At 61.9% G+C, this 13,218-nt stretch carries 16 protein-coding genes and 1 tRNA gene; 12 read left to right on the top strand and 5 right to left on the bottom strand.

Annotated features, from left to right (window positions below; genetic code table 11):
• The first annotated feature begins 81 nt into the window (after nucleotides 1-81).
• The 3 genes from C7I85_RS26155 to C7I85_RS26145 are packed head-to-tail and all read left to right on the top strand — an operon-like array spanning nucleotide 82 to nucleotide 2,152.
• Nucleotides 82-507 (top strand): hypothetical protein, encoded by a 426-nt coding sequence (locus C7I85_RS26155; RefSeq protein WP_106726941.1) that lies wholly within the window; start codon nucleotides 82-84, stop codon nucleotides 505-507.
• 47 nt (nucleotides 508-554) lie between these two features.
• Nucleotides 555-1,301 carry a DUF6551 family protein gene (locus C7I85_RS26150; RefSeq protein WP_181257402.1) on the top strand — a complete coding sequence of 249 codons (747 nt, stop codon included), beginning with the start codon at nucleotides 555-557 and terminating at the stop codon, nucleotides 1,299-1,301.
• Nucleotides 1,298-2,152 carry a ribonuclease H family protein gene (locus tag C7I85_RS26145; protein WP_245445115.1) on the top strand — a complete coding sequence of 285 codons (855 nt, stop codon included), beginning with the start codon at nucleotides 1,298-1,300 and terminating at the stop codon, nucleotides 2,150-2,152. The genes C7I85_RS26150 and C7I85_RS26145 overlap by 4 nt, the downstream gene beginning before the upstream one ends.
• A gap of 667 nt (nucleotides 2,153-2,819) precedes the next feature.
• On the opposite strand, the gene C7I85_RS26140 is transcribed toward C7I85_RS26145, so the two are convergent.
• The 5 genes from C7I85_RS26140 to C7I85_RS26120 form a co-directional block, all read right to left on the bottom strand.
• A complete protein-coding gene (locus tag C7I85_RS26140; RefSeq protein ID WP_106726939.1) occupies nucleotides 2,820-3,236 on the bottom strand; it encodes an OsmC family protein in 417 nt (138 codons plus the stop codon).
• 137 nt (nucleotides 3,237-3,373) lie between these two features.
• On the bottom strand, nucleotides 3,374-3,604 hold the full coding sequence (locus tag C7I85_RS26135) for a hypothetical protein (protein WP_106726938.1): 231 nt from the start codon (nucleotides 3,602-3,604) through the stop codon (nucleotides 3,374-3,376).
• A gap of 171 nt (nucleotides 3,605-3,775) precedes the next feature.
• A complete protein-coding gene (locus C7I85_RS26130) occupies nucleotides 3,776-4,093 on the bottom strand; it encodes a low affinity iron permease family protein (RefSeq protein ID WP_106726937.1) in 318 nt (105 codons plus the stop codon).
• 78 nt (nucleotides 4,094-4,171) lie between these two features.
• Nucleotides 4,172-4,248 (bottom strand) — tRNA-Arg (locus tag C7I85_RS26125).
• 177 nt (nucleotides 4,249-4,425) lie between these two features.
• A complete protein-coding gene (locus C7I85_RS26120) occupies nucleotides 4,426-4,731 on the bottom strand; it encodes a hypothetical protein (protein WP_106726936.1) in 306 nt (101 codons plus the stop codon).
• A gap of 262 nt (nucleotides 4,732-4,993) precedes the next feature.
• On the opposite strand from C7I85_RS26120, the gene C7I85_RS26115 reads away from it, so the two are divergent.
• From C7I85_RS26115 to C7I85_RS26075, 9 genes are all read left to right on the top strand, one after another.
• Nucleotides 4,994-5,635 (top strand): terminase small subunit, encoded by a 642-nt coding sequence (locus C7I85_RS26115; protein WP_106726935.1) that lies wholly within the window; start codon nucleotides 4,994-4,996, stop codon nucleotides 5,633-5,635.
• Nucleotides 5,628-7,754 carry a terminase gpA endonuclease subunit gene (locus tag C7I85_RS26110; protein ID WP_106726934.1) on the top strand — a complete coding sequence of 709 codons (2,127 nt, stop codon included), beginning with the start codon at nucleotides 5,628-5,630 and terminating at the stop codon, nucleotides 7,752-7,754. Before C7I85_RS26115 ends, C7I85_RS26110 begins: the two co-directional genes overlap by 8 nt.
• A gap of 4 nt (nucleotides 7,755-7,758) precedes the next feature.
• Nucleotides 7,759-7,959, top strand: coding sequence for a phage head-tail joining protein (locus C7I85_RS26105; protein ID WP_106726933.1), 201 nt, complete (start codon nucleotides 7,759-7,761; stop codon nucleotides 7,957-7,959).
• 2 nt (nucleotides 7,960-7,961) lie between these two features.
• A complete protein-coding gene (locus C7I85_RS26100; RefSeq protein ID WP_210203084.1) occupies nucleotides 7,962-9,410 on the top strand; it encodes a phage portal protein in 1,449 nt (482 codons plus the stop codon).
• Between the two features lie 24 nt (nucleotides 9,411-9,434).
• On the top strand, nucleotides 9,435-11,387 hold the full coding sequence (locus C7I85_RS26095) for a ClpP-like prohead protease/major capsid protein fusion protein (RefSeq protein ID WP_106726932.1): 1,953 nt from the start codon (nucleotides 9,435-9,437) through the stop codon (nucleotides 11,385-11,387).
• 69 nt (nucleotides 11,388-11,456) lie between these two features.
• Nucleotides 11,457-11,807 (top strand): DUF2190 family protein, encoded by a 351-nt coding sequence (locus tag C7I85_RS26090; RefSeq protein ID WP_106726931.1) that lies wholly within the window; start codon nucleotides 11,457-11,459, stop codon nucleotides 11,805-11,807.
• Nucleotides 11,807-12,397, top strand: coding sequence for a hypothetical protein (locus tag C7I85_RS26085; RefSeq protein ID WP_106726930.1), 591 nt, complete (start codon nucleotides 11,807-11,809; stop codon nucleotides 12,395-12,397). Before C7I85_RS26090 ends, C7I85_RS26085 begins: the two co-directional genes overlap by 1 nt.
• Before the next feature lie 12 nt (nucleotides 12,398-12,409).
• A complete protein-coding gene (locus C7I85_RS26080; protein WP_106726929.1) occupies nucleotides 12,410-12,736 on the top strand; it encodes a head-tail joining protein in 327 nt (108 codons plus the stop codon).
• A 2-nt stretch (nucleotides 12,737-12,738) separates the two neighbouring features.
• The gene (locus tag C7I85_RS26075) at nucleotides 12,739-13,179 is read left to right on the top strand and encodes a hypothetical protein (protein ID WP_106726928.1); all 441 of its coding nucleotides are present in this window, start codon (nucleotides 12,739-12,741) and stop codon (nucleotides 13,177-13,179) included.
• Nucleotides 13,180-13,218: the final 39 nt, after the last annotated feature.

Genomic DNA, 13,218 nt, shown 5'->3' with positions numbered 1-13,218 from the left:
AGGGACTAAGTCCCTCGTGGGGTGCAGGGGCGAAGCCCCGCATCATCGTAGAGTTCTACATCCGCGTGCGCGGGGTGCCGCATGACCGCGCTCATCCCCATCGAGGCCGGTCAGTACGTGCTGACCTACATTGAACATTTTTACCAAGGCCACATGGACCGCGACATGGCAGGCGCCCTTGGGCACCTCGTCTATGGCGGGTCTGGCTGGGACTGCCTGCGCAAGGCCGAAGACCAGTTCGAAGTGCTGCAGGTCGAGCGCGTCATGCCAAAGACCTATCTGGTACCGGGCGGCCGGCGCTATCGAGACCTCGTGGTTGCCGCGGCCAGTACCTCCGGCGAGATGCTGGCGCTCCGCGACAAGCTCTTCGCGATCGGCTTCGCCGCAGATCGGGCGATCAGAGAGGAGAAGGCGCGTCTCATCGCCGACTTTGCCGCGAAAACCAGAGCGGATGCCCTGGCCAAAGTCCATGAGGCCTTGCCGCACATCTTCGGGAGGCAGGGATGACAAATCTTGTCACCATCAACGCAATCAAGCTGCCTGATCCCGGCGAGGTGCCGGTGCTCGACTGGCTTGACAAGGCTCTTATCGAGGCTGATCCGCTCTATCAGCGACCGCTCGACGATGGCCGTGTCGACGCAATCCTGAAAGCGTTCTCCTGGCGCTCATTCGGCGCCCTTGTCGTCGTGCCTCAGAAGGATGGCAGATTCCACGCGACGGACGGCCAGCACCGGCTTGAAGCGGCCAAGCGTCATCCCATGGTGACGTACGTTCCGGCCGTGATAGTGAAGGCCGAAGACGTCCAGTCTGAAGCCTCGATCTTCGTCGAGATCAACGCCTCGCGGAAGAACGTCAGCGCGCTCGAGTTGTTTTTTGCCAAGCTGGCAGCGGACGACGAAGACGCCGAGACCATCAGGCAGGTTTGCCAGCGCGCCGGCGTCCGCATCCCGAAATACCCATCGGCAGGGTTCAGGCCGGGCGACTGTATCGCCATCGCTGCGATCCAGTCATTGATAGGCCGCCGCGGCGCCATGCGCGCCAGGCAGTACCTCGAAATACTGGCCAAGGCGGATCTGGCGCCGATTACGGCCACGCACATCAAGGCCGCGGAATACCTGATGACCGATATGGAATTCGGTGGTGCGGTTGAGGGCGTAGACCTGACAGCGACGATCCTCGCCATGAACGGATCAGCCGAGACCGAGGCGAAGCGGTTCGCCGCTACACATGGATGCCCGGTTTGGAAGGGCTTGGCTTCAACTTGGTTCCAACGATGCCGGAAGAGGAGGAAGGCAGCATGAGTGGATTCAATTGGGCGAAGAACGATGATCGCAAGCGGATGGCGCGTCAGGGCGTCGAAGACAAAGCCGGCCTTTCCAAGGACGAGCTTCGCCGGCAGGCCGACAGGCTTCTTGCCGGATACACCGGGCCTGTGACGAAGGTTGCGCCGGGCTCACGTGTGATCGGATCACATGTATCGGCGGATCGCCCGCAGATGCAGTTCACTGGTAACAAATCCAGTGAGAGGTCGGCCGCCACCAAGAAACCTTGGAAACCTAAAGGGAGCAGGATGCAAAACGATCTTTTCGGCACCGTCCAGAAGAGCGCGCGGAACCCGGCATCTTTCGACCGGACTATCCCGTCCGGCCTCGTGATCTACGCCGACGGTGCTTGTCACCCCAATCCCGGCGTCGGCGGTTGGGGCTTCGTCGTCTATCGCGACGGCATAGAGATCCATTCCGACCACGGCGGCGATCTTTCCGCTACCAACCAAACCATGGAACTCACGGCGGCTCTGATGGCGCTGCGCTGGTTTGCCGAGCGCGGCATCGTCGAGCCGGTGCGGCTGTTTTCGGATAGCCAGTATACTGTCAATGGTTGCAACGATTGGCGGCACGGCTGGAAGGCGAAAGGCTGGAAACGTGGAGGTCCGAAGGCGAAACCCGAGAACGCCGCGATTGCCAACCTGGAGTTATGGCAGGCACTCGACGAGGCGCTGACTGCCGTCCCGATCAAGCTCGAGTGGTGCAAGGGACATGCCGGGATTATTGGCAATGAACGGGCCGACGAACTCTCCGAGCTTGGCAGGGATAGCGTGCTGGCTCCGGCGGAACCTAGCCTGATCGAAAAGCAGCTTGCCTACGCCTACTGATGCCACTGGCCGTCGACGGGTCGAAGTTTCCGGCAAATGCCATTTGCATGACCGAAGGGGGTGTTGCCATTACCCCCTGAAATCAGGCATTTTATTGGTACGATCGGCGCATCGCATGAACCGGCCAGCCGTGGGATCTCAGGAAGAAATCAGCAGCATCGGCGTAGGGTGGCGGAATGCCGCCGGGGCGTTGTTACCGAAGGTGTTGCGCGCCTAACCCTTAAAAATGCCAAATCGTTACAAGGCCTTGGCTGATCGCCGGTGGTGCCAAGGTCGCCAGTTTCGGGTATAGATTTGGATATGATGGCCACGGTCACGCGCCAGAGGCCGGAAGTGGTTCGGAGCACCGTCTAGAATTACGATGACGGTACTCTGATGGGGTTGCCCGAGACCCCCGAAACAAGGCATCTTATTGGCAGCATCGGAGACGTGTGGCGGGGCGATCCCTGCCACCAGAAACGGCCAACTGCCCAGAGATGCGTCAGCGCATAACGGAAACAGCCTTCTGAGGGTGTTGCCTGTTACCCGGGAAATCGGCGATATTTCAGCCAGCATCAGAGACGTATGGCCCTGTAGGCGACGGCCGCCGAAGATAGCCGCGGTCGGCTAAGCGTGTCGCAAAGTCCTTGTGAGAGACTGGCCCGAGAGGGTCCGACTAGGGCAGTAATCAGAGGTCCTGACCAACGTTCGTCAACGAAACAGGAATGCCTCTTCGTAAAGAGTTGGCGACGGTGCAAACCTCCCACGCCTTTTTAATGAGGTCTGATGGGTCGCCGCCATCCGACATCTCAAGATGAACCTCTACATCGGCTTTAGTCGCGATGAGAGGTGATCCCTCCAAGTTGACGGTAACCCGAACAGATATCTCGCCGATCTCGTGGCCGAGGTTGTGAGCGACATACCGAAGGTCATTGCAGTAGCACCCGCCGATAGCCAAACCGAGCAGTTGGGCGCCGTTAAAGCCCAAATCCTTTCCGCCCGCTTTGCCCTCGGGGCGATCAACAACGACTGTATGACTGCCTGCCCATCCCAACGCGGCTTCAGTCCCAGCAATGTTTCGAAATTCAACCGTAGCGACGACCACCCGACCCTCCCAAGGTTATGCTATGCCTGCTCTGAGCAATGTCCGACATGAGAGCTTCGCCCAAGCTCTTGCGGCGGGCAAGAATGTGGACGAGGCCTACGAGACGTCAGCGACGCTGCGCGGAAGGTTGGGCGAAGTTAATCGTCTCCCGAACCGCTAACAAGAAACTGGATGTCATTCGGACCGCGGCTTTTGAAGCCGAATATGTGCTGAATACCCCCGTGGTCGCACACACTGAGGTGCACGTTTGCGTCATCGGGATACGCTGCAATCGCGTCGCGGATATCCCCGACACTGATCGTCCCGGTCGTGCTCGAAATATACTGTCCGTTCCAGCGATGACGATGGCTGTAGTTGATGTCGGCCATTGTTCCCCTCCAGCAAGACGTTCACTTGAAAGTAAATCGCCAGCGGCGCCCATTGGCAAGCGGCCGGATTACCGTCGACGGCAAGCAGAGCAAAACGCAGCTTCGCGGTGATCCGCGCTAATGCCAACCGGCTGCCCAGGTAGCACGAGCCACCAAGAGCGTCGGTTGCGGTCAATCGTTTCGCTGCTCGCGATCGCGATGTTCTTCGATGTCCTCTGGCTCTTGCTGATCGATACGGGTGATATTGTCTGCCTTTCTGTCTGAGCGAAGGAGCTCATCAAGCTTGGCGTGCAGGGCTTGGGTATCGCGATGTTCGGCGCGTTGGATGACGAGCGTCATCGCCCACGTCGCCAAGGTGGCAATGCCGTGCCACTCCAGAGTTGACCTATCGAATATCAACCACAGCGCGGTATAAGCGATCAGCACAAGAAATGCCGATGGGCGAGAAGCCATCGTTCCCAGTGACGTCAGTACGCGGCTGATATCCATTCACCAGAACAAATTCCCAAAGTGAAGGTTCCTTGGCCGCTAGCCCGGAGGCTCACCAGACTCTCTCGTCGCGAACAGTGGTGCGCTCGGCAGGGGTTGAACCTGCAACCTGCGGATTCGAAGTCCGATGCTCTATCCAATTGAGCTACGAGCGCACGTTATACTAATGGAACATGCCGTCCAAATGTGACCTGCAATTAGATCAGTCACGCCGGCATCGGCTTCCGCCTCAAGGCAATAGCTGATCCAGCGAGAGGAAGCGAGAGGCTACACGATCGGCTCGGACGTCGATCGGCCGGTAGATCCGCGGCATCCGTGGAACCGACCGTGAACTACACACCGTTGTCACGAGGCTCTTCCATTTGGCCAACCATTTGAGCCAGTTCGGAGTACGACGGTATATCCGCCTCCGGCTGACATTGATTGGCCAGTTGCAGCAGTCTGATAGGGAAGCAGAAAGCATTGCGGTTTGAAGGCGATATGTCGTCAGGCCGTTCTGTCACCGCTACGCTTGCCTCAGCCTTCCGCAAGGCCACGTCTATTTCCTGCGGTGAGAGCACGCCCTTCCGAACTAGGACGAGATTGATTGATGCGATGGCCATCAGCAGGCCTTCGAATTGCAAGTTGGCGGCGTTCATTGATTTGCTCCCAATTGGTGGTCACCAACGCGCGAACGCCGTAACTGATCCGGACGGCAGGGGGCAGGTCGAAAGTTAAAGGCCGACCGGCCGGAGACCCCGCCCCCCGTCGCGGGTCCTTCCTGGGTCAAAATGCACTGCGGGGACGGCGGCAGCGCGGACGTTTTTGGTATTTGGGTTGCTGACCTACTTGCTGTTTTGGTTGTTGTTGTTTTCCCGGGGCGTGTGACCTCCAGCTGCGGCGTTGAAAAATCGGCAAAGCATGGATCAACTCACGCAATCAGACATCGAAGCGTTGGTGAAGCAGTATCCGCTGCCCGATGGCGTGGACGACTGCGTCATGACCCGCGAGGAACTGGCCGACGCGCTTGTCGTCTCGACAAACACGGTGACGGCCTGGCTCGGCGATGGGATGCCGGTGCAGCAAGTCGGCTCGCAGGGCCGCCCCTATGAATTGCGGCTTTCTCACTGCTGGGCGTGGCGGCAGGCCAAAAGGCGCGAGGAGGATCTTCGCAGCGAGACGGTAAAGCGGGCGCAGGCAGCGCTGCGGCTTGCGATCGTCGGCGGTGACCCCGACTCTGTCGAGGCGCTCGACCCAAAGACACGCCGCGAGATCATCGCCGCGCAGCGCGAGCAAGAGGCGTTCCAGCGGGATCGCAACGAACTGATGCGCCGCGACGACGTGCGGAAGATGCTGGACGAACTCTTCGCCATGGTGCGCGACGTGATGGAATCGGCGCCTGACCAAGTCGAGCGCGTTACCGCCATTCCGCCCAAGGCGGCCGATGACCTGGTGAAGGTGTGCGACGGCCTCGTCGAGGAATTCGCACGCCGGGTCGACGCCTTCTGGCAAGCAAGGCCTGAAGGGGTAAGCCGTCTGAATTCGGAAAAGCTCGATGCGTAATGAGGTCTGGGCGCGGTTCCTGCCGCCGGTCGCGCCTCCGGACTTTGCGCAGGTCGGAGATGTCATTCGCGAGGCGCGGCCATCACTGAGCCCGCAAAAGCGGGTGAGCGTGCCGGAGTGGGCAAAGGAAGAGCGGCGGATTGCGCTGCCGACCTTTCGGGGCAAGTGGTCTCCCGACTTCGCGCCTTACATGAACGAGCCGGCGCGCATGTTCACCTCGCGCAAGTATGGTGCGGTGGTGTTCTGCGGGCCATCACGATCGGCGAAGTCGGAAAGCCTGATCCTAAACCCCGTCGGGCACGCGATCGCATGCAAGCCTCGCGACACTCTGGTGGTCTGCCAGACGCAGGATTCAGCGAAGCAGTTCTCGCAGCGCAAGCTGGCGCCGATGCTGCGGGCCAATTCAGAGTTGGCGGAACGCCAAATGAGAGGGCGCGGGGCCGACAACATTCATGAGAAGCAGTTTCAAGGCGGAATGAACCTGCAGATCCGCTGGCCGGTGATCGGCTACTTCTCGCAGAACGAATATTTCACCGTCCTCCTGACCGACTACGACCGCTTCCCGGAGGATATCGACGGCGAAGGGTCGGGCTTCTTCCTAGCCAGGAAGCGCACTCAGCACGCCGGCTCTCTCGGGATGACGGTGTGCGAGGGCTCGCCTGGTCGAGTGATCGAGCGTGACGACTGGGAACCGGCGACGCTGCACGAGGCGCCACCGTGTTCCGGCATCCTGTCGGAGTTCAACCAGGGCACGCGCGGGAAGGTCTATTGGGACTGCCCGCACTGCCGGACAGCGTTCCAGCCGCTTTTCGCATCCCTCCACTGGGAGACGAAGGGTAGCGCCGGCGAGAGCGCCAAGACTACCTTCATGGCTTGCCCGCATGGGTGCGTGATCGGGCCTGACCGCAAGCGCGACATGAACGCGGCCGGCGTCTGGTTGCATGAGACAAACGACGGCCAAAGCCTCGTCGAGATCGACGACCCAGCGGTGCGCGATACGGATGTCGCGTCCTATTGGTGCGAGGGACCGGTGGCGGCGATGCAGAGTTGGGAACAACTCGTGCTTCGCTACCTGCAGGCCAAGGCCGCCTTCGACGAGCGGGGCGACGAGAAGGCGTTAAAGGCGACCGTCACCCTGGACCAGGGGCGCCCGCATCAGCCGATGGTTCGCCTGGTCGGCGATGCGCTGGCAGTCGAGACGTTGAAGGCGCTGGCGCAGCGCTTCCCGATGCGCGTCATTCCCGAGGCCGCTCGGTTCACGACGATCCAGGTCGACGTGCAGGGCGGACGTTTCGTGGTTTCTGCCGAGGCAGTGGGCGAAGGTCTCGAGCGTTGGCTGATCGACCGGTTCGACATCATCGAGCCGCCGGCAACGGCACCGGGAGCGGAACCCGGCCCGGATGGAAAGCCGCGGCGCGCGCTCGATCCGGGCCGCTATGTGGAGGATTGGGCGGTTCTCGAACCGCTCTTTGATCTCGCCTATCCGGTGGCAGGGACGGGTTTCTCGCTGCTGCCGCGGGCGGTGATCATCGACTCGGGCGGTGCGGCCGGTGTGACGGCCAACGCCTACAAGTTTCTGCGCGCCATGCGAAAGCGCGGCTATGGGCAAAGGCTCTATCTGGCCAAGGGACGCGGCGGGCTCAACCGGGAGCGGGCAGTTTACCAGGCGCCGGAAAAGGTGCTCGGGACGAGCAAGCGGCGGAAAACCGACATTCGCCTCGTCATGGTCGGAACCGACCCACTCAAGGATGAGGTGGCCCTGGCGCTGACGCGCAAAGAACCTGGGCCGAACGCCTATCACCTGCCGGACGGCCTATCCGATGCCGCCTTCGCAGAATTCTGCGCGGAGCTCAGGACAGACACAGGCTGGGACCCGAAAAAGCAGGGCATCCGAAATGAATCGCTCGACCTGGCCGTCTACGCCAGAGCGCTGGCGATCGTGCTCAAGGCCGAGAAGATCGACTGGGGGAACCCGCCACCGTGGGCGGGGCCGATCGAAAAGAACCCCTACGCGGTAAAGATCGTCAGCGCACCCGGGCCGGACGCGCCCCCGAAAGTGGAAAAGGCCGCTCCACGGCAAATGCGTCGCCAACGACGCAGCGGCGGATGGTTGAGGTAGATCGATGGCATATTCACAGGCGCAGATCGACGCGCTGAAGGCGGCAATGGCGTCTGGCGTGCTCACCGTTCGACACGGCGAAACGACCACCACCTTTCGCTCGCTCGCTGAAATGCAGAAGCAGCTTGCTGACATGGAGGCCGACGTCTCTGCCTCACCGACGCGGCCACGCCGCACTGTCGCCGGCTTCAGTAACGGGTGCTGACCATGGGCTTTCTCTCACGTCTCGGCGACTTCATCACCCCCGGCCGCGCGCTCAAGGGCGAGGCGATCCGCCAAGCCCGCATGGTCTACGATGGTGCTTCCCGCAGCCGTCGCACGCAGGGCTGGCGCTCCGTCTCGACCGATGCGAACACGGAAGTCCTAGGCGCCGCGAGCCGGCTGCGCGATGTCGCCCGTGACATGGTTCGCAACGTGCCACTGGCCGCGCGGGCCAAGCACTTGATCGCCCACAACGTCGTCGGCACAGGGATCATCCCGACAATCGAGTGTGATGACGAACAGCTAAAGGGGCAGCTCGAGGATCTGCTGAAGCAGCATTTCGACACCACAGCCTGCGATGCCTATGGCCGACATGATCTCTACGGCCAGCAGAACGTTGTCATGGGGACCGTGCCGGAATCCGGCGAGGCCCTGATCCGATACAGACCGCGCTATGCATCTGATGGGCTGCCACTGCCGTTCCAGCTTCAGGTGATGGAGCCGGACTATCTCGACTCTTCTGTCAACGGACCACAGGCCAACGGCAACTACGCGGTGCAGGGCATCGAATTCAACCCCTTCGGCAAGATCGAAGCCTATCACCTGTTTCCTGAGCATCCTGGCTCGATGGCGACGTACTCGCTGCAGGTCAGCAAGCCGGTTCCGGCCGAATTCATCGCCCATGTCTTTTACACCCAGAGGCCAGGCCAAGCCCGTGGCATCTCGTGGTTCGCTCCAGTCATCCTGCGCATGCGCGACAGAGCGGACTTCGCCGACGCCCATCTCATGCGGCAGAAAATAGCGGCCTGCTTCGTGGCCTTCATCAAGTCGTCAGAAGGCTCTGGCGTAAAGGATGAAGGCAAGGACTATCCCGTCGAGTCGTTCGAGCCTGGCATGATCGAGCGGCTGAACGACGACGAGGAAGTCACCTTCGGCACCCCTCCGAAGGTCGATGACTACGCCGACTACATCAAGGGTCAGGATCGCGAGATCGCGGCCGGGCTCGGCATTTCGTATGAATCGTTTTCCGGCGACCTGTCCAACGTGAATTTCTCTTCCGGGCGCATGGGCTGGCTGGTCGAGCAGCGCAACATAGACGCGTGGCGCAACTTCATGCTGCTGCCGCAGATGATGCAGCCGGTCGGCAAGTGGTTTCTCGATGCGGCTGCCATCAAACTCGGTCGGTCGATCTCGGCCAAGGTCCTATGGACCCCACCGCGCCGCGAGATGATCAATCCGCGGGAAGAGGTGGCGGCATCCCGCGACGCGATCCGCACCGGGCTTTCTTCGCGTTCGAATGAGCAGCGCAAGCTCGGCTTCGACCCCGCCGATCTTGATGAGGAAATCGCCGCCGACAACACCCGGGCGGACGATCTCGGCCTGATCTTCGACAGTGATCCGCGCAAGGTCACGAGCGTGGGCAACCCAGCACCGCAGCAACAGCCGCAGAACTAGCTAGTCTCAACGAAAGGAAACACAATGACGCACCGACTTCTCGTCGGCGGCGAGGTCGTGCTTTACGGCAACGTCGGCGACATATGGGGTGATGGCACGGGGTTCACGGACCGCGATGTCATCGATGCCCTGGCCGAGGTGGGCCCTGGCGACGTGAGTGTCCGGGTCAATTCCGGCGGTGGCTATGTCAGTCACGGCGTGGCCATCTACAACGCGCTCGTTGCCCACCCCGGCAAAGTGACCGTTTCGGTGGATGCCATCGCGGCCTCCTCGGCTTCCGTCATCGCCATGGCCGGCGACAGCATCGTCATGCGCACCGGCGCCCTGCTGATGATCCACGATCCATCCGGCATCACCATCGGCAACGCCGAAGCCCACCGCTCCAACGCCGGCATTCTCGACAAGACGGCAGACGTCATCGCCGGCATCTACGCCAAGCGTACCGGCGCGAACATCGACGCCATGCGCGAACTCATGAAGACCGAGACCTGGCTGACTGCCGATGAAGCGGTCGCCCAGGGCTTCGCGACCGCAACCGACGATACGGCGGCCGAAGCGGTCGCTGCCTTCGACTACAGCATCTACGCCGGCCTTCCGTCGTCGATACCGCAGGAGGCGCACCGCGCTCGCCCTGCTTCCCCCGTGGCCAATGCCACTTCTCGAAAGGAGCCTATCATGGCACAGACTGCACCCGTGACGGCCACGGTAACCCCGGCCGCGCCCGTCGCCAATCATGCCGACGAAATCTTCGCCCGCTGCGAAGTCGCCAATCTCACCATGGCCGAGACCTCGGCGGTGATGAAGGCCGCCGCTGGCGACCTGGAGAAGGGCAAGGACGGCATCATCAACGCGCTTGCCGCTCGCGACAAGCAGCCGGAAATCCGCCCGGTCGCCACTGTCACCGCCGATGCCCGCGACCGCTTCAAGGAAGGCGTGTCGAAGTCCCTGATGGCCAAGGCTGGTCTGGAGGGCGGCGAGGTCAACGAGTTCTCCGCAATGTCGCTGCGCGAAGTCGCTCGCGAATCCCTCGTCCGCAACAACGTCAATATGACGACGTTCCGTGATCCCATGGCCATGGTGGGCGCTGCATTCACCATGCAGCACTCGACCAGCGACTTCGTCGAGGTGCTCGCGAACGTCGCCAACAAATCCATGCTCAAGGGCTACCTCGAGGCCGAGGAGACCTTCGAAGCCTGGACCGCGAAGGGCGTGCTGTCGGACTTCAAGCCGACCAAGCGCGTCGACCTGAACCTCTTCCCGGCGCTGTCGGAAGTTCCGGAAGGTGGCGAGTACTCCTATGGGACCATCGGCGACCGCGGCGAGACGATCCAGCTTGCCACTTACGGCAAGATGTTCTCCATCACCCGACAGGCAATCATCAATGATGACCTGTCGTCCTTCACGCGCATTCCCTCGCGCATGGGCCGCGCTGCGCGCCGCACCATCGGCAATCTGGTCTACGCGCAGATCACCGGCAACGTGGTTATGTCGGACGGCAAGCCGCTGTTCCACGATGACCACGGCAACAAGGGCACTGGCGGCGTCACGATGGCAGCGGTCGACGCGGCCCGCTCGGCGATGGCACTGCAGAAGGACCCCGACCAGAATGCCACCGGCGGCCTGAACATCCGCCCGGCGTTCATCCTGGTCCCGGTCGAACTGGAGGGCAAGGCGACGGCGCTAATGGCGGCGGAATTCGATCCGGCCGGCACGCAGAAGAACCCGAACACGGTGCGCGGCCTGGCTCAGGTCGTTTCGGAGGCACGCCTTTCGCAGAGCTCCAAGGCGAAGTGGTATCTCGCAGCCAATCCGAACGCGCAGGATACGATAGAGGTGGCCTATCTCAACGGCAACTCCTCACCCGTGCTTGAGCAGCGTGATGGCTGGAGTGTCGACGGCGCCGAGTTCAAGGTCCGCATCGATGCCGGCGTCAAGGCGCTCGACTTCCGCGGCCTGTCCGAGTCGAGCGGCTCCTGATGAGTGCGGACGGGCCACGCGCCCGTCCATCCACCCACCCGATTTCAAATCCTCGAAAGGAGGCCTGCTATGGCCAAGAACTACGTTAAGCCGGGCGATACGATCCCGTTTACCAACCAGGCCGCAACCGGTGCTGCGGATATCAAGTCCGGCTCCGGTGTTCTCGTCGGCTCCATCTTCGGCGTGGCCAAGACCGATATTGCCGTTGGCGCCAAGGGCGAACTCGATCTCGTCGGTGTCTGGAATCTGCCCAAGGTATCGGCGCAGGCCTGGGCCTTCGGCGAGAAAATCTATTGGGCGACTGCCACGGCGAACTGCACCACGACCGCCAGCGGCAACAAGCTGATCGGCGTTGCGTACGCTTCTGCGGCCAATCCGTCCGCAGTCGGCAAGGTCAGGCTCAACGGCATCTCGATCTGATGCCCGACCCGATGCTCGACTGGAGCGGCGAGACGGTCGTCATCCTGGCCGGCGGCCCGTCGGTTCTGGATCTCGACCTCTCGCTTCTCCTCGGGCACCGGGTCATCGCCATCAACTCGGCGTGGAAGCTCTATCCCCTCGCCGATGTTCTCTTCTTCGCCGATGGTCGCTGGTATGACCGGTTCAAGCCGATGGGCTTCTCCGGCCTCTGCGTGACCACTGGCAGCGTCTCGGACCCTGCAGTGGTGCATCTGGCCAAAGTGGCGCCGACGCGTCTGGCGACTCTGCGGGGCGAGCTTGCCCTGAACCGCTCCAGCGTCACCGGAGCAATTAATCTGGCCGTCCACTTCGGAGCGGGAAAGATCGTCCTGCTTGGCGTCGATGGCAAGTTCGTCGACGGGCGCCGACACGGCCACGATGACGAATACCCATGGCATTACGTGGCGCGGAGCTACGAGGATCAAACGGCCGAGTTCCGACAGGTCGCGCCGTCCATCCCGGTGCCGGTGATCAACTGCAGCCCGGTCAGCAATCTCAAGGTATGGCCGCGCATGTCGCTGGCCGAGGCGCTCAAGATCGAACCGGCGTAGGCGAGGTAAGTAATGGACTGGCAAGCGCTTCTGTATGGCCCGAACTATGCCGTCTTTGGGGTGCCGGCGACGCTAATCATCGAGGACGGTCCTACACTCACGTTGACGGTGATCGACAAGACGACCGGCGTCGAGGTTGGTGGATCAGTCGATGTCCAAACGGTCCTCCCGGCGGCCACGGTGCGCGCGACCGAACTGGCGAGCATCGATCTCGCCGACCTGGAAGACGCGAAGCTGACGTTCAACGGCAAGACCTGGCGTGTGGACAGTCACCTGCCGAAGCCGTCCCCAAAGGGCGAGGCCGACGGCGAAATCTATCTGTTCCTCTCGGAGAAATAACGATGGATCATCGCGAGGCGATCCTTGCCCGGCTCGTGGAAATCGCGGCCGGCGTCGAAGGTGTGATCAAGGCGTACCGCAACAAGTCCGACGTGCCGGAGAGGCAGAGGCCGGCAATCGTCATTTGGGACGCCGATGAACAGGCAGACGATGGCGATCCCACCAAGCGACCGACGAACGCGCCGCGCCGCATCCACATGAGCCCGGAAATTTACATCCTGCTGTCCGGATCACCGGAAGGCGTCGGCACCTTGATCAACCAGATCCGGGCGCGGTTCGTTCGTGCAGTGTTCAGCGACGCGTCCTTGAAAGATATGACGTTCAACGGCGAAGGCATCCGATACGAGGGCTGCGCCACAGGTCTCGCGCGCGGGCGCTCGATGGAGGGCGAGATGGGGGTGAGCATCAGCTTCACCTACCGGATGTGGCCCGACAAACTCTGAAGCATCCCCCTCACCATTCACCCCGAACCCCGCCAAGCG

This window comes from Pseudaminobacter soli (ex Li et al. 2025) (assembly GCF_003012705.1).
GTDB classification, from domain to species: Bacteria; Pseudomonadota; Alphaproteobacteria; order Rhizobiales; family Rhizobiaceae; genus Pseudaminobacter; species Pseudaminobacter soli.
This window is presented reverse-complemented; position numbering and strand designations above follow the sequence as displayed.